At 42.2% G+C, this 18831-nt stretch carries 14 protein-coding genes and 1 tRNA gene; 3 read left to right on the top strand and 12 right to left on the bottom strand.

From position 1 onward, the window contains the following. Positions 1 to 5 precede the first annotated feature (5 nt). From LJE12_RS04810 to LJE12_RS04800, 3 genes are all read right to left on the bottom strand, one after another. Positions 6 to 953: a 3'-5' exoribonuclease YhaM family protein gene (locus LJE12_RS04810; RefSeq protein ID WP_227226631.1), complete on the bottom strand. Its 948-nt coding sequence runs from the start codon at positions 951 to 953 to the stop codon at positions 6 to 8. A gap of 84 nt (positions 954 to 1037) precedes the next feature. Continuing rightward, a complete protein-coding gene (locus tag LJE12_RS04805) occupies positions 1038 to 2303 on the bottom strand; it encodes a S1C family serine protease (protein WP_022380961.1) in 1266 nt (421 codons plus the stop codon). Between the two features lie 312 nt (positions 2304 to 2615). Further along, positions 2616 to 2700, bottom strand: a tRNA-Leu gene (locus LJE12_RS04800). A gap of 446 nt (positions 2701 to 3146) precedes the next feature. Between LJE12_RS04800 and LJE12_RS04795 the strand changes: the two genes are divergently transcribed. From LJE12_RS04795 to LJE12_RS04785, 3 genes are read left to right on the top strand one after another with little or no spacing between them, the layout of a single operon-like run. Further along, positions 3147 to 5528: an endonuclease MutS2 gene (locus LJE12_RS04795; protein WP_227226632.1), complete on the top strand. Its 2382-nt coding sequence runs from the start codon at positions 3147 to 3149 to the stop codon at positions 5526 to 5528. 11 nt (positions 5529 to 5539) lie between these two features. Continuing rightward, positions 5540 to 6241: a response regulator transcription factor gene (locus tag LJE12_RS04790; protein ID WP_227226633.1), complete on the top strand. Its 702-nt coding sequence runs from the start codon at positions 5540 to 5542 to the stop codon at positions 6239 to 6241. After that, entirely contained in the window at positions 6238 to 7650 is a 1413-nt protein-coding gene (locus LJE12_RS04785) for a sensor histidine kinase (protein ID WP_227292104.1), read from the top strand. The genes LJE12_RS04790 and LJE12_RS04785 overlap by 4 nt, the downstream gene beginning before the upstream one ends. A gap of 184 nt (positions 7651 to 7834) precedes the next feature. On the opposite strand, the gene ade is transcribed toward LJE12_RS04785, so the two are convergent. The 9 genes from ade to glyA all read right to left on the bottom strand — a co-directional run bounded on the left by ade (position 7835) and on the right by glyA (position 18634). Further along, a complete protein-coding gene (gene ade / locus LJE12_RS04780; protein ID WP_227292103.1) occupies positions 7835 to 9559 on the bottom strand; it encodes an adenine deaminase in 1725 nt (574 codons plus the stop codon). 279 nt (positions 9560 to 9838) lie between these two features. Next, positions 9839 to 11815, bottom strand: coding sequence for an oleate hydratase (locus LJE12_RS04775; protein WP_227292101.1), 1977 nt, complete (start codon positions 11813 to 11815; stop codon positions 9839 to 9841). Positions 11816 to 12102: 287 nt separating this feature from the next. Beyond that, positions 12103 to 12684 carry a TetR/AcrR family transcriptional regulator gene (locus LJE12_RS04770; protein ID WP_227292099.1) on the bottom strand — a complete coding sequence of 194 codons (582 nt, stop codon included), beginning with the start codon at positions 12682 to 12684 and terminating at the stop codon, positions 12103 to 12105. A 27-nt stretch (positions 12685 to 12711) separates the two neighbouring features. Beyond that, positions 12712 to 13212, bottom strand: a complete 501-nt coding sequence (locus LJE12_RS04765) for a tRNA (cytidine(34)-2'-O)-methyltransferase (RefSeq protein ID WP_008705660.1) — start codon at positions 13210 to 13212, stop codon at positions 12712 to 12714. A gap of 70 nt (positions 13213 to 13282) precedes the next feature. Beyond that, positions 13283 to 13879, bottom strand: coding sequence for an AIR synthase-related protein (locus LJE12_RS04760; RefSeq protein WP_022380388.1), 597 nt, complete (start codon positions 13877 to 13879; stop codon positions 13283 to 13285). 139 nt (positions 13880 to 14018) lie between these two features. After that, complete coding sequence (locus LJE12_RS04755) at positions 14019 to 15695, bottom strand: B12-binding domain-containing radical SAM protein (RefSeq protein ID WP_227292098.1); 1677 nt, start codon at positions 15693 to 15695, stop codon at positions 14019 to 14021. A 6-nt stretch (positions 15696 to 15701) separates the two neighbouring features. Then, a complete protein-coding gene (gene trxA / locus LJE12_RS04750; RefSeq protein ID WP_008705666.1) occupies positions 15702 to 16004 on the bottom strand; it encodes a thioredoxin in 303 nt (100 codons plus the stop codon). Between the two features lie 111 nt (positions 16005 to 16115). Further along, on the bottom strand, positions 16116 to 17024 hold the full coding sequence (locus LJE12_RS04745) for an NAD(P)/FAD-dependent oxidoreductase (protein ID WP_055057235.1): 909 nt from the start codon (positions 17022 to 17024) through the stop codon (positions 16116 to 16118). Between the two features lie 371 nt (positions 17025 to 17395). Continuing rightward, on the bottom strand, positions 17396 to 18634 hold the full coding sequence (glyA, locus tag LJE12_RS04740) for a serine hydroxymethyltransferase (protein WP_195277785.1): 1239 nt from the start codon (positions 18632 to 18634) through the stop codon (positions 17396 to 17398). Positions 18635 to 18831 lie beyond the last annotated feature (197 nt).

Raw genomic sequence — 18831 nt, 5'->3', positions numbered from 1 at the left:
AAAGATTACACCTCATCTGTTCTTCTTAAGTTGGATTCAAACAATTTATTATATCCAAGCCATTCTTTTTTGCTCTTGTTTGCTGCAAAAATCTCTGTGATGGTTTCCATTCTTGCATCTGTATTATCTGCAAGATTGAGGGCTACGGCCTCCACCAGTGCAGGTTTCTTCGGGGAACCATATTCAAGCTCTCCGTGATGTGACAGAATACAGTGGATCAGTTCATTCTTAAGCACCTCCGGGAATTCCGGTATCTGGTGTGCAAGATCATTGATCATCTGCGCTCCCATATAAATATGTCCCAGAAGCTGGCCTTCATCTGTATAATCATTTAACGGAAATGCAGATAATTCTTTTGTCTTTCCGATATCATGAAGAAGTGATGCTGTAATCAGTAAATCCCTGTTGATGACCGGGTATGCCTTTGACATATAATCGCAGAGTCTGGTCACTCCCAGAGTATGCTCCATCAGACCGCCGATAAATCCGTGATGTACTGTCTTCGCTGCAGAATGTCCTTCAAACGCTTTCACAAAAGCTTCATCTTCCACAAATAATTTCTTCAGAAGTGCAGACAGATAAGTATTCTCCACACTGTCAATAAATGCTCCCAGCTGGCTGTACATATCATCTGTGCTGTTCTCACTTACAGGAAGATAATCTGCCGGGTCATATTCATCTTCGGCTGCTTTGCGCACACGCTTGATATTCAGCTGCATAGCCCCTGCAAAGCTGGTCACATCTCCCACAACATCTATATAATCTAAGGCATCGAAATCATCAATTCCCAGAGAATTCGGATCCCAGATCTTTCCATCCATGATTCCGGTTTTATCCTGGAGGATAATATTCTCATAGGGTTTTCCATTCTTCGTTACCGCAGACTGTTTCTGCTTGCACAGATAAATCCCATTAATTCTGTCTCCCTCATGTAACTCATTTAAAAAACGCATAAAGCCTGCCTCTCTATCCTTTATTTTTAGTATTATAACAATTCCACAAGAAAGAATCCTGCTTGTAGGATTCTCCGCCTGTCACTATCTCTCTCCAACTGTTACCTTATAATCTTTCTCCGCATACTCACCATCGGAATTTTTGCGAAGAACCGTTATGGTAAGATTTTCTCCCTGCTTTTTTGTCTGAAGATATGTATAGTAAGACTGCATACTCTCTGTGGGAGTTCCATCAATCTTACTTATAATATCTCCACACTGTATCCCTGCCTTCATCGCAGGAGATTCTTCTTGTGTACGCTCCACGTAAAGTCCCTGATCAATTCCCAGTTTTCTACATTGTGCCTGAGTTATCTCTGTTCCATAAATACCTGTATATCTGATTGTCTCTTTGTTAGCCAGATGTTCTACCAACGGAAGAATCTGCGAAATGGAAACTGCATGAATATTATCTCCGTCATTTTCATTCTTCTTCAGTATCATACCTGCCACATTTCCGTCAGAATCAAGCAGCACACCACTTCCATCTTCATTCCCCTGCACATCTGTAGCCAACACATTATACTCCGTATCCGCTACCGATAGTTTTTCAGAAACAGAAGTGATCATTCCATAAACCACCGCATCACTGTCACCGGCAGGACTTCCGATAGCAATTACTATATCGCTCTGTCCCAGTTTCTTTGTGTCTGTCAGATCAGATACCACGATACCTTCTCTTGTACTGTCATTGAGAAGATTTTTTCTCACAGTTGCAACTGCAAATCCGGAATCTGCATCTCCCCTGCATATCTCTCCCTGCACTGTCGAACCATCTGCAAAAGTCACCTGCAGTTCCTGCAGATTTTCCAGTTCTTCCTCATAGGTCAGGATATAAAATTGCGTCTCTGTTTCAAGAAAGACAAGACCTTCCGTATCTTCCTGCTGAAAATAAGAATTATTCAGCAAATCCTCATCCTTTGAAATTCCTCTCACGTTTACAAGAGATTTTCGGGATTTTTGGGAAACCTTCAGCACTTCCCTATACATCTCCTGACGCATTGCCAGAAGACTCTTCTCCTCTTGTTCAGAAACTGAAGCGACAGATTCCCTCTCTGTTGCCTGTTCTTCAGATATCGTCTCCGCTACATCCGATCCTGTCAGTTCGATTTTCTGCTGTGTATTCTCTTCTCTGTCCGCCATAACCGGAAACACACTGGCAAAGGTTACGGCTGCGCAGCCTCCAAACAAAACGCCACATCCTGCTATCATAAGCAGCCTGCGCAACAGACTGCCATTCTCTTTTGGCTGTTTTTTTACCGTTTCTTTTATAAACTGATATTCCTGTGTGTCCATTTTGTTTTTTTTCATACCTGATTCTCCTGCCGCACTCCATTCAGGATAACTGCCCAGTGTCATACAAAACAGCAATCTGCCAAACAGTTACCATTCAGGTTCAATATCGCTTGTATTCAAACAAATTATATCGTAACAATCTACACATTATTTTAACAAAAAGATATGAATTTTTTATGAATATACTATAAGTAATTTCCCACAGTACAAAAAAGAAGCTCCTACTGAAACACTTATCGTATCAGCGAAACACTGTAGCTCAGGTTATTATGATGACACAAAAAAACGGTTTAAATGCACATATAATAGCATTCAAACCGTTTCTTATGCGGAAGATGGGACTTGAACCCACACGAGCGCAATGCTCACAAGATCCTTAGTCTTGCTCGTCTGCCAGTTCCGACACTTCCGCATATCGCATTTCTGTTATAAGTTTTACTTATTGTTGCGACAATTGGTACTATACCAAAAACTATATAAACTGTCAATAGCTTTTTTGAATTTTTTTATTTTTTTTGTAAAAACTATCATTTTTATGTATTTCTATCCTTTTTGCTTTCCATAGATTCCAAAATCATATATAATAGGAAAAGTATTTGTAACTGCTTATTTCACAGTAACTTAGCCAAAATTCATTCCAGATTGCCTGCGGCAATGGAATTTTGGCTTGTATGTCTCGGGATTTTGGCATATTCATGCCAAAACACCTCGCGGGATAGTGGTGTATGAACAGTAACCACAGTTACAATTATTTTTTTAGAATTGCTATAATCCCGGAGTACATTTCCATAACAAAAAATGCTATAATATCAGGGACAGCAAATTATAAAGATATCTATCAGGAGATTTAAACAGACAATGAATCAGAAAGCATATAAAGCACTTGAATATTATAAAATCATCAATATGCTGACAGACAAGGCTTCCTCTTCCATGGGAAAAGAAATCTGCCGGAAGCTGGAGCCATCCACAGATATTGATGAAATCCGACATATGCAGACTCAGACCAGAGATGCACTTACCCGTCTTTTCCAGAAAGGAAATATTTCCTTTGGCAGCGTCAAAGATGTGCGTGGTTCTCTGAAACGTCTGGAAATCGGAAGTTCTCTGGGAATTGGTGAACTTCTTGCCATCTGCAGCCTTCTTGAGAACACCAATCGTGTCAAAGCTTATTCCAGAAGTGAGCGCGGTGATTCTCTCCCGGACTCTCTGGACGGGATGTTCGAGGCACTGGAACCACTGACTCCTCTTACAACAGAGATCCGCAGATGCATCCTCTCAGAAGATGAGATCAGTGATGATGCAAGCAGCAACCTCCGCCAGATTCGAAGAAACATGAAGATTACCGGAGACAGGATCCATACACAGCTCTCCTCTCTTGTAAACGGAAGTGCCCGCAATTATCTGCAGGATTCCGTTATTACCATGAGAAACGGACGCTACTGCATTCCGGTCAAGGCAGAATACAAAGGACAGGTTCCGGGTATGGTACACGATCAGTCCTCCACAGGTTCTACTTTATTTATCGAACCTATGGCAATCGTAAAACTAAATAATGACATTCGCGAGCTGGAACTGGAAGAACAAAAAGAGATTGAAGTGATCCTTTCCACCCTGAGCCAGCAAACTGCAGAACAGACCGACTCTATCCGCGCAGATCTTAATATCATGGTACAGCTTGACGTCATTTTTGCCAGAGCATCCCTTGCCATGGATATGAATGCAACAGAACCAATCTTCAATGATGAAGGACGCATCCGTCTGAAACAGGCACGCCACCCTCTCATTGATAAGAAGAAAGCTGTTCCCATTGATATCCGTCTCGGCGATGATTTCGATTTGCTTGTTATCACCGGTCCGAACACCGGTGGTAAAACTGTATCTTTAAAGACTGTCGGACTTCTCACTCTCATGGGCCAGTCCGGTCTTCATATTCCCACACTGGACCGCTCAGAGCTTGCACTGTTTGAAGAAGTTTATGCAGATATCGGTGATGAACAGAGTATTGAACAGTCATTAAGTACATTCTCCTCACATATGACCAACGTGGTTTCTTTCCTAAAAAAGGCCAACCGTCACTCTCTTGTCCTTTTCGATGAGTTTGGTGCAGGTACAGATCCGACAGAGGGTGCTGCCCTTGCCATTGCGATCCTTTCCCATCTTCATGAACAGGGAATCCGCACTATGGCAACCACCCATTACAGTGAGCTGAAGGTATATGCACTCTCCACCTCAGGTGTAGAAAATGCCTGCTGCGAATTTGACGTGGAAACGCTCCGCCCGACCTACCGCCTGCTGATCGGTGTTCCCGGGAAAAGTAATGCATTCGCCATTTCTTCCAAACTTGGACTTCCGGACTATATCATCGATAAGGCCAAAGAACAGATCAGTGAACAGGATGAATCTTTTGAAGATGTTCTCAGTTCCCTGGAAAGCAGCCGTATAACTATTGAAAATGAACGCCGCGAGATCGAACAGTATAAACAGGAAATTGCCTCTCTGAAATCCGAAATGGAATCCAAGCAGGAGAAGTTGAACGAGCAGCGAGACCGCATCATCCGTCAGGCCAATGAGGAAGCTCATGCAGTTCTCCGCGAAGCCAAGGAATATGCAGACCAGACTATGAAGATGTTCCACAAATTCCAGAAAGACCATGTGGATCTCTCTGCTGTGGAAAAAGAACGCCAGAATCTGCGCAAACATATGAATAAAGCAGAGAAAGGCATGACTCAGAAAACTGCTGCAAAGAAACCGAAGAAGGAACTCACAGCCAAAGATATCTCCCTCGGAGATGCAGTTAAGGTTCTCAGCATGAATCTGAAAGGTACTGTCAGCAGCCGTCCAGACAACAAAGGTTTCCTCTTCGTTCAGATGGGTATCATCCGTTCCAAGGTTCACATCTCTGATCTGGAACTGATCGATGAAGCAGAGATCACCACACCAACCATGCAGCGTACAGGTGCAGGTAAAATCCGCATGTCAAAAGCAGCCCATGTATCCACAGAAATCAACCTGCTTGGCAAAACGGTAGATGAAGCAGTTGCAGAGCTTGACAAATATCTGGATGATGCTTATATCGCTCATCTGAAATCTGTCCGTATTGTTCATGGTAAAGGAACCGGTGCTCTAAGAAAAGGTGTACACAATTATCTGAAGCGCCAGAAGCATGTGGAATCCTTCCGCCTTGGAGAATTCGGCGAAGGAGATGCAGGTGTTACTATTGTAGAATTTAAGAAATAGGAGGGACCGCCATGGTTTCCAAACAGAAAATCCTTATTGTTGATGATGATAACAATATCGCAGAGCTTATTGCCCTGTATCTTACCAAAGAATGCTTCGAGACAAAAATCGTAAATGACGGAGAAGAAGCGTTAAGGGAATTTGCCTCCTTCCACCCGGATCTGATCATTCTGGATCTGATGCTTCCGGGAATTGACGGTTATCAGGTATGTCGTGAAATCCGACATACCTCTGATGTTCCCATCATTATGCTTTCCGCAAAAGGCGAAACCTTTGACAAGGTTCTCGGACTTGAACTGGGTGCAGATGACTATATGATCAAACCCTTTGATTCCAAGGAACTGGTTGCCCGTGTACGTGCTGTCCTGCGCCGTTTCCAGGTTAAGCAGCCATCGCCTTCTTCCAGTGAAAAATGTGTTACTTACCCGGATCTGACCGTTAATCTGACAAACTATTCAGTCACATACATGGGTCGTCAGATTGATATGCCGCCAAAGGAACTGGAACTTCTCTATTTCCTTGCAGCATCACCAAACCAGGTATTTACCCGCGAGCAGCTTCTGGATCATATCTGGGGTTACGAATACATCGGTGATACCCGTACTGTAGACGTTCATATCAAACGTCTTCGTGAAAAGATCAAAGACAATCCTCACTGGTCCATTGCCACCGTATGGGGAATCGGATACAAATTTGAGGTAAAAAATCCATGAAACAGCATCATCTTTCCACAAAATTCCTGAGATTTTATATTCTCATCGGGATTTTGGGATTTTTCCTCATAACCCTCGGCGGTTCTTATATGGTGGAAAAGCATCTGGAACACTCTTTAAGTGCCGCACTTTATACAGAAGCGCACAATATCGCATCTAACGAAGCAGTTAAAAGCAATATCTCTTCCAGTACAGTAGGTACTCTTCAGGAACACTTATGTGCAATTTCCGATTTTCAGGATGCTGTATTGTGGATCATCAACAGTAATGGTGAAATCATTGTAAGTACACAGAAAAATATTGACGTTCGGGATCCAATCCCACTGGAAGAATTCGATGCTTCCAAATGGGGAAGCAACTATTATCAGATTGGAAAGTTTTATGGTTTCTTTAAAACAGATCATTTGAGTGTTATTGCCCCGATCACCTCTGATATGGAAACCAAAGGTTACGTGGCAATCCATTATTCGATGACAAACCTTTATCAGAGCCGAAGCAGTATTCTTTTTATCATGCAGGTAATCTTTCTCCTGTGCTATGCAGCCACCAGTCTTCTGCTCTGGGCTTACAGCCACTACATACGTAAGCCCCTGGCCAGGATCATGAAAGGTGCCAGTGAATATGCAGGAGGTAATCTTGCATATAAAATAGACGTTACTTCTGATGATGAAATGGGATATCTTGCCAAAACCCTGAATTATATGTCCGATGAACTGAACAAAAACGGAGAATATCAGCGTAAATTCATTGCAAATGTCTCTCATGATTTCCGTTCTCCCCTTACCTCCATCAAGGGATATGTCAATGCCATACTGGACGGTACCATCCCCTATGAGATGCAGGAACGGTATCTGAAGATCATCGCTTTTGAATCTGAACGTCTTGAAAAACTCACCCGCAGTCTTCTGACTCTGAATGAACTGGATATGAAAAAACGGATGATGCACATTCAGCGTTTTGATATCAATGATACCATCAAAAACACAGCAGCTACATTTGAAGGCATCTGCACCAGCCGCCAGATTCGTCTGGAGCTGCTTCTCTCCGGACATGAACTTTATGTCAGAGCTGATATGGAACAGATTCAGCAGGTTCTTTACAACCTTCTTGATAATGCCATTAAATTCAGCAATGATAATTCCTCTGTTCAAATTGAAACAACTGTAAAAAGCGGTAAGGTCTTCGTTTCTGTAAAAGATTATGGAACCGGCATTCCCAAAGAAAGCCTGGGCAAAATCTGGGATCGTTTCTACAAAATTGATGCATCCCGCGGAAAAGACCGTAAAGGCACCGGACTTGGACTCTCTATAGTCAAAGAAATCATCAATGCACATAACCAGAATATTGATGTGATCAGTACAGAAGGTGTGGGAACCGAATTTATCTTTACTCTGGAGAAAACGAAATAAATTTCTTTCACTTGAAAAATATTGTCTTAAATATACCTGTAACAACCCTCTTACCTGGAGCGTGTCTGAGAGGACTGCTATAAAAAATACCGTAACAAAAGTATATATCATTTACTTTTATTACGGTATTTTTATATTCTATGGCAATCCTCGTAAATAATGCATTTAAGACATTTCACCCACCTTAACTAAACGGTGTTCTCAGCATTCTGTCTTCATTTACGAGATAGATTCCTCTCGGTGTGATCCTGATTTCAGGAATCACAGGAAGTGCCATAAATGACAGGGTAATAAACGGATCAAATCCTTCTTTCACTCCCATCTCATGGGCCTTCGGAATCATTTTTGCAAGTGCTTCGTTTACACTCTCGTAGCCGGCATCGCTCATCAGTCCCATGACAGGAAGTGGTAAGGTTCCATAAATCTCTCCATTGCATACCAGAGTATAACCACCTTGCGTCCGCATCATTTCTTTTACAGCAATAGCCATATCACGATCATTATCTCCTACTACAATAATATTGTGGGAATCATGGGAAACACTGGAAGCAATAGCTCCGCCGTGGATTCCATAGCCTTTTACAATGCCCACTCCCATCTTGCCCGTATTCTTATGACGCTCGATCACTGCAATCTTCTGATATTCTCCGTCCGGAGCAAAATATTTCTCACCATCCGATTCTATCCATGGAACCTCTTCCAGAACATCCCTTGTCACAATCTGTTTCTCAAGCATCTGAATCACTCTTGCCTTTGTTCCCGGATGTTTCAGTTTCAGACGTTCCTCACTGAAACCTGATACATGAACTGTATTTTTCAGATATGGAGGACATGGTTTCAATTCTGCTTTCTCATCTTTAATGATCTTCTTACCACAATGATATACATCTACAACATTCAGATCTGCCACATTATCCAGAATGACAAAATCTGCCTGTCTTCCGGGTGCGATCATTCCAAGTCTGTATAAACCATAGCATCTTGCAGGCTGAATCGTTGCCATCTGCAGTGCTTTCTCAACAGGAAGTCCAAGCTGTACAGCCCGCTTCACATTATAATTGATATGCCCCTCTTTACGGATTTCTTCGATATGCTTATCATCCGTACAGAAGCAGAAACCTGACGTATCTGTATGGTGTTCCACAATCCCCTTCACAATAGCATCCAGATTTCTTGCTGCACTTCCCTCACGTATCAATACCTGCATTCCATTTCTTGCCTCAGCCATTGCATACTCATAATCCACACACTCATGATCTGTATCAATTCCGCCAAGTACATATGCTGCCAGATCTCCAGGTGTCAGAAACGGTGCATGGCCATCCTTCACTCTGTCCTGAAACAACTGAAGCTTTTCATGCATGGCAACACTTCCGTTAATCACAGAAGGCGCATCCATCACTTCACCCAGTCCCAGAATCCTCGGATGTTCCAGATATCCCTTCATCTTTCCTGCTGTAAGAATACACCCGTTATCATCCACATGAGTCGCCGGAACACAGGAAGGCATCATCACATATACATTCGCCGGTGCATCTTCTGTCTGATCCAGGATATAATCAATTCCATCCGTACCGGATACATTTGCAGACTCATGAGGATCTACAATAAATGTTGTAGTTCCACACTGTGCAGCCTGCCGGACCAGCTCACCCGGCGTCACCAGAGTAGATTCCAGATGCAGATGACTGTCGATAAATCCCGGACAGATTACTTTTCCTTCCAGATCAATCTCTGTCTCTCCTTCATATGTACCGACTCCGATCACAATTCCATCTGCAACAGCCACATCACCATCAATAAATTCTCCCGTACCAGAGCTGAACACACGCCCATTTTTAAACACCAACTCAGCCTTCTCAATACCTCTTGCCATCTGCGAATACCTGCGATACATCTCAAGTTCCATAAAAAAACCTCCTTTCGCTCCCTTGAAAGCCCTCCTGCACCACACATTCATTATTACAGTAAAGCTTCCAATATATTATCATATTTACTTGTTTTTTTCAGACTTTTTATTGTTCCAATCATTTTTTTCTATATATTTCATTATATATTATCATCTGTCTTTTTAATTTGCAACCTGTTTTTTCTTTACCAAAGCAACTTTCCATCAACTTTTAACGGCTTTACAAAAAGGCTGCCGGATATCTCCTGCAGCCTTTTCATATCACTTACATCTCTATATTTACATCATATAATCTTTGATCACATCATGATCTCTGAGTACTTTCTCGACCACAGTTCCCTTAACAGCTTTCAAAAGCGGTTTCTTCAGCATATCCAGTGGTCCCGGAAGTTCGATCTCCAGTGGAGATTTTCCATCCATCAGCTTCACACTGCTATCCAGTAATTCTCTGATATCATAAACACTGCCCCATACTTCCGGCACACCTCTGTCAACACCAAGAAGTCCATATACAGCCTCCATAGCAGTTCTTACGGAATATTCAGTAGTAAATACAGTATCTCTTGGTGTATCGGCAAACTGTCCGAGGAATGCGAAGTTTACACAGCCATCCGGAATAACATCAGGTCTGTCACCCTTTGTTCTCGGCATAAAGAATGCTGTAATATAAGGCATCATGGTCGGTACACAAACTGCACTGTTCTCAGCCATGTCTTCAATCTGGTCAACCGGAACGCCAATATGATAGAGCCACTCTTCTGTGATTTCCTTACCTGTACACTCTTTCATAGGCTTCTTAACGTAATCACCCGGTACATCTGTAAACAGACCATATACCCATACACAGACCTTATCTTTATCCTGATCCTTGAACTGTCCCTGTCTGTTGATCGTCCAGCTTAATAACCAGCTGGAATCCTGACAGCTTACAATACCGCCTGTAACAACCTTGCCTGTTCTCGGATCACGTTTGCAGATATCTGTAATATAAGGAATGATCTTATCATCCAGAGTAGTCACTGTTGCTGACTCCCAATTTGTCTTAGCAATATCAGAACAGAATTTCTCAGGATGTCCGAAGGACGGATCCTGTTTTGCGATATTTTTCCAGAGACTCCAGCATCCACTTGTACGAACTTCTGCATCTCCGTTCGGTGCATGATTCTGATCGCCATAGATGGTTCCCTCTGTACAGCTTCCGTTTGTCACAAATACAAAGTCGTTTTCTGTAAGAACAATTCCCTTTTCTACGCCATTCACCTTACACTCGATTGCTTTTGCAATCTTCTTATTGCCTTCAAACTCAAAGAGTACATTTGTAACCTCAGTATTGAACTGGAACTCAACACCTGCTGCCTCCAGATATTTCTGCATTGGCAGGATCAGAGATTCATACTGATTATATTTTGTGAATTTCAGGGCACTGAAATCCGGAAGTCCGGAAATGTGATGGATAAATCTCTGGAAGTACAGTTTCATTTCCAGTGCACTGTGCCAGTTCTCAAATGCGAACATGGTTCTCCAGTATAACCAGAATGTGGAATCAAATACTTCATCGTCAAATACATCTTCAATTGTCTTGTCATAAAGATCTTCATCCTTTGTCATGAACAGCTTCATGATCTCCATGCAGCCCTTCTGGCTCAGATTGAATTTACCGTCTGTATGAGCATCCTTGCCTCTCTCTTTTGTTGCACGACAGAGAGAATAGTTGGGGTCTTCCTTATTCAGCCAGTAATATTCATCAAGTACAGATATACCAGGTGTTTCAATGGATGGAATACTTCTGAAAAGATCCCATAAGCACTCGAAATGGTTTTCCATCTCACGTCCCCCACGCATCACATATCCGCGGCTCGGATCAAAGATACCGTCACATGCTCCGCCTGCAATATCCATTGCTTCCAAAATGTGGATATTCTTTCCGGGCATCTGTCCGTCACGTACAAGGAAACAGGCTGCTGCAAGAGAAGCCAGTCCGCTTCCTACGATATAAGCATGTTTATCATCTACGCCTTCCGGCTTTCTTGGACGTGCAAATGCTTCATAGTTACCGTTTGTATAATAAATTCCCTTACTGTTTTTCTCATATTTTCCACGTTCTGTATTGCGATATTCACTTGTATTATGAAGTGCGTCATAATCTTCTTTTTTCTTTGTCTCAGCTGTTTTATACTTCTTTCCTGCTGCCACTGCTGCCACGCCTGCTCCAACTGCCAATGCGGATACAAGTCCTAAACCTTTATTTTTACTCATAATACACATCCACCTTTCTTCAATTCTTCTTTAGAAGTTCTTTCAGCCCTGTGATTTTAAATGCTTTTCGTTCTCTCTGCTTTACCCATTTCCCGGCAAGACATCTTCATGACTTTTACATTCTTATCTGTATATTTCCCATATCATAAGCATTTCATCCGTCTGAATTATCTGTTTGTTGCTATGGCTGTATATTAACAGTAAAAATATGATTCTACAATTTACAAAAGCCGCCGAATGATAAGTTTTTTATCACTCTGCGGCTTTTGTAAAGAATTTTTACATGATTATATTTCTGTATTTTTTTCCATAATATTCTGCTGAAAGTTATGAATGGATGTAGTCACTGTATCGTGAAGCGTCAGATCCATCATTCTTACCAGATCTTCAATATTTTCTTTCATTCCTTCCCTGATCCACTCAAGCATGATTCCCACAAAACCATATTTATAGAAGTCTGCAATAAATTTCTTATCCTCTTCTGTGATATTCAGACCCTTGCTTTTTTCTTCCACCACACCCACAATCAGATCATAGGTTAATTTAAAAAGATAATTTTCTATCCGCTCCCTGTCCACATTTCTGTAAACATTCATAATAAACGGTTTGTTTTCCAGCACTGCCTCAAATATCTGGGTCAGCCCTTCTGTCCAGGACTCAGAAGTCTTTTTGCCCTGAAGGGCTTTTGTCCCATCTTCCACACAGGACCATTCAACCAGATCATAAATATCCTTGAAATGATAATAAAAAGCCATGCGGCTTATTCCACAGTCTGTGGTAATATCTGTTATCGTGATCTTGTCCAGAGGTTTCTTCAGAAGAAGCCGTTTCAGGGATTCTTCCAGAGCTGCTTTTGTGGTATTTGGCATATAACTCCTCCAGTCTGCTTACTGTGATTATTTCCAGTCGTAGTTTCTCAGGTGTCCTTCCAGATTCATGTGGTCAAAATTATTCTGGCGCAGTGCCTCGTACAGAACAATTGCTACGGAATTGCTCAAGTTCAGAGAACGGATATCTCCGATCATAGGGATTCTTACACAGGTTTCCTGATTATTGACCAGAATGTCCTCCGGGATTCCTGCACTCTCTTTTCCAAACATAATGTAGCAGTCTTCTTCATAATGAACATCAGTATAAGTCTGAGGTGCTTTTGTTGTTGCATAGTAAATTTTTGCCCCGGGATTCTTCTCCAGAAAGTCCTCAAAATCCAGATATGTAGTTACATCCAGATCTTTCCAGTAATCCATTCCTGCTCTCTTTAAGGCTTTCTCACTTAAGGAAAATCCCAGAGGCTCGATAAGATGGAGTCTGGTTCCTGTTGCCACACAGGTACGGCCGATATTTCCTGTGTTTGCAGGAATCTCCGGCTCATGAAGTACAATATTTAATTTTGCCATTTTGTTTTTATTCCTCTTGTTATTAATCGTCTGTCTTTTCTTAGAAAATTGTCTCTTAAGTTTCCTGCAGTTACTCTTTGAGAAGTTGCTGCAGTTCATCCTCTGCCGGACGTTCCAGATATCGGGCACTGCCGCCACTGTAGAGAAGCCGGTCATTGCCACTGTTTGTCTGACCGATGACCTCTGCCATAAATCCCTCATTGCGAAGTCTCTGTACCAGTGCTTCACCTCCGCGGATTCCAATCAATACTGCTCCATCTGCCTGAAGCTTATATGGATTCAGATCAAAAATCTCGCACACTTCTATGGTCTCCTGACGAATCGGTACCTTACGGAAGTCTGCTTCCAGTCCTACTTCTGAAGCTTCTGCCATCTTCCAGAGCGCACTTAAAAAACCGCCCTCGCCCATAGCATATAATGCGCTGGCATCTGCCTCCTGCGCAATTTTCCAGACAATACTGCCGGCTCCATAAGCATCCCAAAGTGAAACGCAATTCTGAATAAAACCGGCAGAGAATCTCTCTGCCAGTTTGTCCTTTTTATTTTTTGCTATTACAGAGGTTCCTTTCAAAGCCACCGGGCATGCCACTACCAGTTCATCTCCCGGTTTCAGGCATCCGGTTATTTCTGCCCTCAGAGCCTCCATTGCCGCCTGTCCCAGTCTCATTCTTTTCCTCCGAAAATTTATTATACGATCAGAGACAGAACTGTCGGCACTACCATTGCCAGTACCAGAATGATTGCAATAATTGCTGTAATCACTTTACGGTTCTTTGGATTAAACATTCCCATTTCTCTTCACCTCTTTAATCTCTGTTCAGGTTCTCAAACACATCTTTCGTCACATCTGTCACATGAGCGTTGTTAGTCAGCGGATCACGGTCTGCATAGTTAAACAGCAGCACTGTTCCATCTGCAAATACTTCCACATGTGCATTCTTTGCCACTTTTTCCCGTTTTCTGAAGTCCCATACCTGTCTCTCAAAAGGCTTCTGATCTCTGGCAAAGCCAGGACGGCTTTTCAGGTTTTCTCTCAGATAGAGATCATATACCATCTGGTCTTTTACCTGATCCATGGAAATCTCCGGCACATCCTCCAGAAATTCCAGCAGGATCTCATATCTTCGCATTCTTGTATGAGAAACATCACCATAGCCCTTTTCCATGTAAAAGCTACCCAGTCTCTCATAAATCGAGAAAGCATCCTGGAAAAATTTTTCCAGATATTCAAGTGTATTCTGGAATTGTCCACTATTATAATACACTTCCACCATATTTTCCACAGTTTTCAGCTTCAAAACATGGTCATAATCCAGCCACTTCGTGGAAAGTACCTCATAAGGCTCCTGTGTTTTGTATACAATACCATATTCCCTGCACATCTCCATCATATGGGAACCCTTTAACACCTTCAAAAAGCCCAGCTGAAGCTGCTGTGGTTTCAGTGCATAAACATCATTAAAGGAATGCCGGAAGCTGTCGTAATCTTCATAGGGAAGTCCTGCAATCAGGTCCAGATGCTGATGGATATTTCCAAAGCTATGGATTCTGTCAACAATTCCTTTCAATTTTTCAAAATCCATAGTTCTGTGAATTGCCTTAATCGTGTCCGAATTTGTTGACTGTACTCCGATCTCCAGCTGAATCAGACCCGGGCGCATGGTGGACATTTCCTGCAGTTCCTCTTCTCTTAACAGATCTGCTGAAATCTCAAAATGGAAGTTTGTCACACCATTATCGTGTTCATTAATATACTTCCAGATTGCCATTGCATGGTCATGTTTACAGTTAAAGGTACGGTCTACAAACTTTACCTGCGGAACCTTATTGTCTATAAAAAACTGCAGCTCTTTCTTTACTGTCTCTGTATCTCTGAAACGCAGTTTCTTATCAATGGAAGAAAGACAGTAACTGCAGGAGAAAGGACATCCTCTGCTGCTTTCATAATAAATGATCCTGTTCTTAAACTCAGACAGATCTTTGTAAATGAACGGAATACTGCTTAAGTCCATGATCTGGCGCCATCCATTATGTATGATCTGATCTCCGTCTCTGTAACAGATTCCTGTCATATTTTTCAGATCCTGCGGATTTTTTTCCACATAATATCCGGCAAGTTCTTTAAATGTTTCTTCACCTTCCCCGACCATAACACCTTTAAATTCTGAGTTTTCTGTCAGGAATTTCTCCGCATCATAAGAAACTTCCGGACCGCCGGCCCAGAAGTCGGCGCCCGGAAGAATCTTTATCAGATCTGCCATCAGTTCTTTTACAAAAGAAAGGTTCCAGATATAACAGGACACGCATACCACATCAGGATGCTCCAGGTAAATATCACGCATGATATCATCTTTCTGCTGGTTGATGGTATATTCCTTTAATACAATATGATCTGCGTAATCAGATGCATATGCCTGCAGATCATAAACAGCAAGATTAGAATGAATATATTTTGCATTGCATGCCACTAATAAAATCTTCATAAATCTTTAGCCTTCCAGTGCACTCTTCAGCTCTTCTTTGGAAGTAAGACCTACGAAGCGTTTCACTTCCGCACCGTCTTTAAACAGGATCAGTGTCGGAATGCTGACTACACGAAACTGCTGCGCAAGTGCCATATTCTGATCTACGTCTACTTTTCCTACTGCGTATCCCTCTTCTGCCAGTTCTTCTACAACCGGACCCTGACGCATACATGGTCCACACCATGTTGCCCAGAAATCTATAAGAACCGGTTTCTCAGATTTTAATACTTCTGTTTCAAAATTTGCTGTTGTAATCTCTTTTGCCATGATTTATATCTCCTTTGCTTATTCTTTATAAAAATTTGCAATGTAAGTTCTCTGGTTTTATAATATCAACACTATAACCCTGTTAAATTTTCAGTTTTTATTTTAGATTTTTTATTTTAAAGATCTTACATACTTCCCTGCATTAATACCTGCCTGTGCTCCCTCATACACAGCTTTCGCCACCTGAAGAAGCCCGCCTGTACAGTCACCTGCCGCATAGAGTCCCGGGATGGTTGTTTCCATATTTTCGTTAACTTTAATGTTGCCTTTTTCCGTAAGTTCAGCTCCCATCTGGCGGGCAATCTCAGTACTGCCTGCAGTTCCCATTGCAATAAATACACCCTCTGCAGGACAGAAATCATTTGCCTGCTGACCTGCTTCTGCCTTTATTTCCTCTGCCTGCACATCGGGTTCAAGACGGATTCCGGATACCAGATCATCGCCCTCTACAGACTGGATCTTCATTGTGTTTACACTGATATTTTCTTCAGGTGTAAATTCCGGTTCTTCACCGTTTGTATAAATGGTTACTGTAGAAGCAGTATTAGACAATTCCTTTGCTTCATGCATGGCGAAATCACCGTTTCCAAGAACTGCTACATCCTTGCCTCTGTAAAAGAAAGCATCGCAGATTGCACAGTAGCTGACACCTTTTCCCTCAAATTCTTTAACACCCGGGATCTTCGGTGCAGCGCGCTTACTTCCTGTTGCAAGAATCAGACTCTGAGTCTCGAATTCACCTTCTGTAGTTTTTACCACAAAAGTATCAAACCCGCCGACTCCCAGAACCTGTGCATCCAATATTCGTACGCCCAGTGCTTTCGCCTGAGCGATTCCTGTATCATATAATTCCTGACCGGACAGCGGATGTTCCAGTCCGTAATAGTTTTCTATTTTCTCTGCTTTTTCCAAAGCACCGATCCCATTATTGATCACCAGGGGATCCAGATTTCCACGAACTGCATAAAGCGCAGCGGAAATTCCTGCAGGTCCGGCACCTATGATTATCACTTTTTCCAAATTCTGTCACCTGCTCTCTGTGATTGTTCTCAATACACTGTGATAGATACTGAATACAGCAATTAATTACTACGATCTATTCCAATAAATCATCAACTGTCATTAACCTGTTCTGCTTTTTCAGTATAATCATCAGCTATTGTTACTATACTACGTTTTCTAAAAAAAATCCATGATTTTATTTGGATAATTTTGGTATAATTTGGTCAAAGTTCCCACCCACTGCTTATTGCTTTTTGCAACCTCCGCAGGGGACTTACTTAATTCGGTTAAATAAATTTCGCGCTTCAGCGACATAATAAATAAAAGCGAAGTGCTGTTCACTCATGAACCATGCATTTCGCTTTTATACATTATTTTGTATGATTTATTTATCCAACCAGAGGATATTTGTCTGTAAGTTCTTTGACGATTGCCTTTGCCTTTTCCTGGCTGCCTTCTTCTTTTAAGGTCATAGCAATTGCTTCTGCAATCTTGTCCATATCTTCCGGTTTCATGCCTCGTGAAGTAACTGCTGCTGTTCCGAGACGTACACCGCTTGTAACAAATGGAGACTGGGGATCATTTGGAATTGCATTCTTATTGCAGGTAATGTTTACGTCATCAAGAAGATTCTCCATTTGCTTGCCTGTAACGCCCAGACTTCTGAGGTCTACAAGCATCAGATGATTGTCTGTACCACCGGAAACGATATCAATTCCTCGTTTCTGAAGCCCTTTGCAAAGTGCCTGCGCATTCTCAACGATCATCTTTGCATAATCCTTAAATTCCGGCTGAAGCGCTTCTTTGAAACATACTGCCTTGGCAGCGATCACGTGCATCAGAGGACCACCCTGGATTCCCGGAAATACTGCTTTATTAAAGTTAAATTTCTTTGCATTCTCTGCGCTGCTTAAGATCAGGCCGCCTCTTGGTCCACGCAGAGTTTTGTGTGTGGTTGTAGTCACAACGTCTGCATAAGGAATCGGGCTTGGATGCTGTCCACCTGCTACCAGACCGGCGATATGCGCCATATCCACCATCAGATAAGCCCCAACTTCATCTGCAATCTCACGGAATTTCTTAAAATCAATAACTCTGGCATAGGCACTTGCACCTGCTACGATCAGCTTTGGTTTATTCTCAATTGCAATTCTTCTGACTTCTTCATAATCGATCACGCCGTCATCATTTACTCCATAATATACCGGCTTGAAGTAGGTTCCGGACATATTTGCAGCACTTCCATGTGTCAGATGTCCGCCGTGATCCAGATTCATACCCATTACAGTATCTCCCGGCTGCAGCATTGCAAAAAAGACTGCCATGTTTGCCTGTGCTCCGGAGTGCGGCTGTACATTTGCATATTCACATCCGAATAATTCTTTCGCACGTTCGATTGCAAGAGCTTCCACCTCATCCACGCAGGAACATCCGCCGTAAAATCTCTTCCCCGGATATCCTTCCGCATATTTATTAGTAAGAGGGCTTCCCATTGCTGCCATAACTGCTTTACTTACCCAGTTCTCTGAAGCGATCAGCTCAATATGGGAATTCTGGCGTGCAAGCTCCGCCTCGATCAGATCTGCGATATCCTTGTCTGTCTTTGCTACGTCGTCGATTGAATACATCTTCGTGCTCCTCCTTTGTTATACGCTCAGTAATTATTCCGATTATAACCAATTCTATCCATCATGTCAATCACCAAAAGACATTTGTCCGCGCATCAAAAATATTTTATAGAATAGATCAGCATACTTATCCGCAGTCATTTGGGGCAATAGAAAATTTTTCATAATTTTATTTTTTCGCAAAAATCGTAAAAATT

The sequence above is a fragment of the Blautia sp. DFI.6.71 genome (assembly GCF_020593585.1).
Lineage (GTDB): Bacteria > Bacillota > Clostridia > Lachnospirales > Lachnospiraceae > Blautia_A > Blautia_A wexlerae.
Note: the sequence above shows the minus strand (reverse complement) of the source record. Positions and strands in the feature narration are given on the sequence as shown.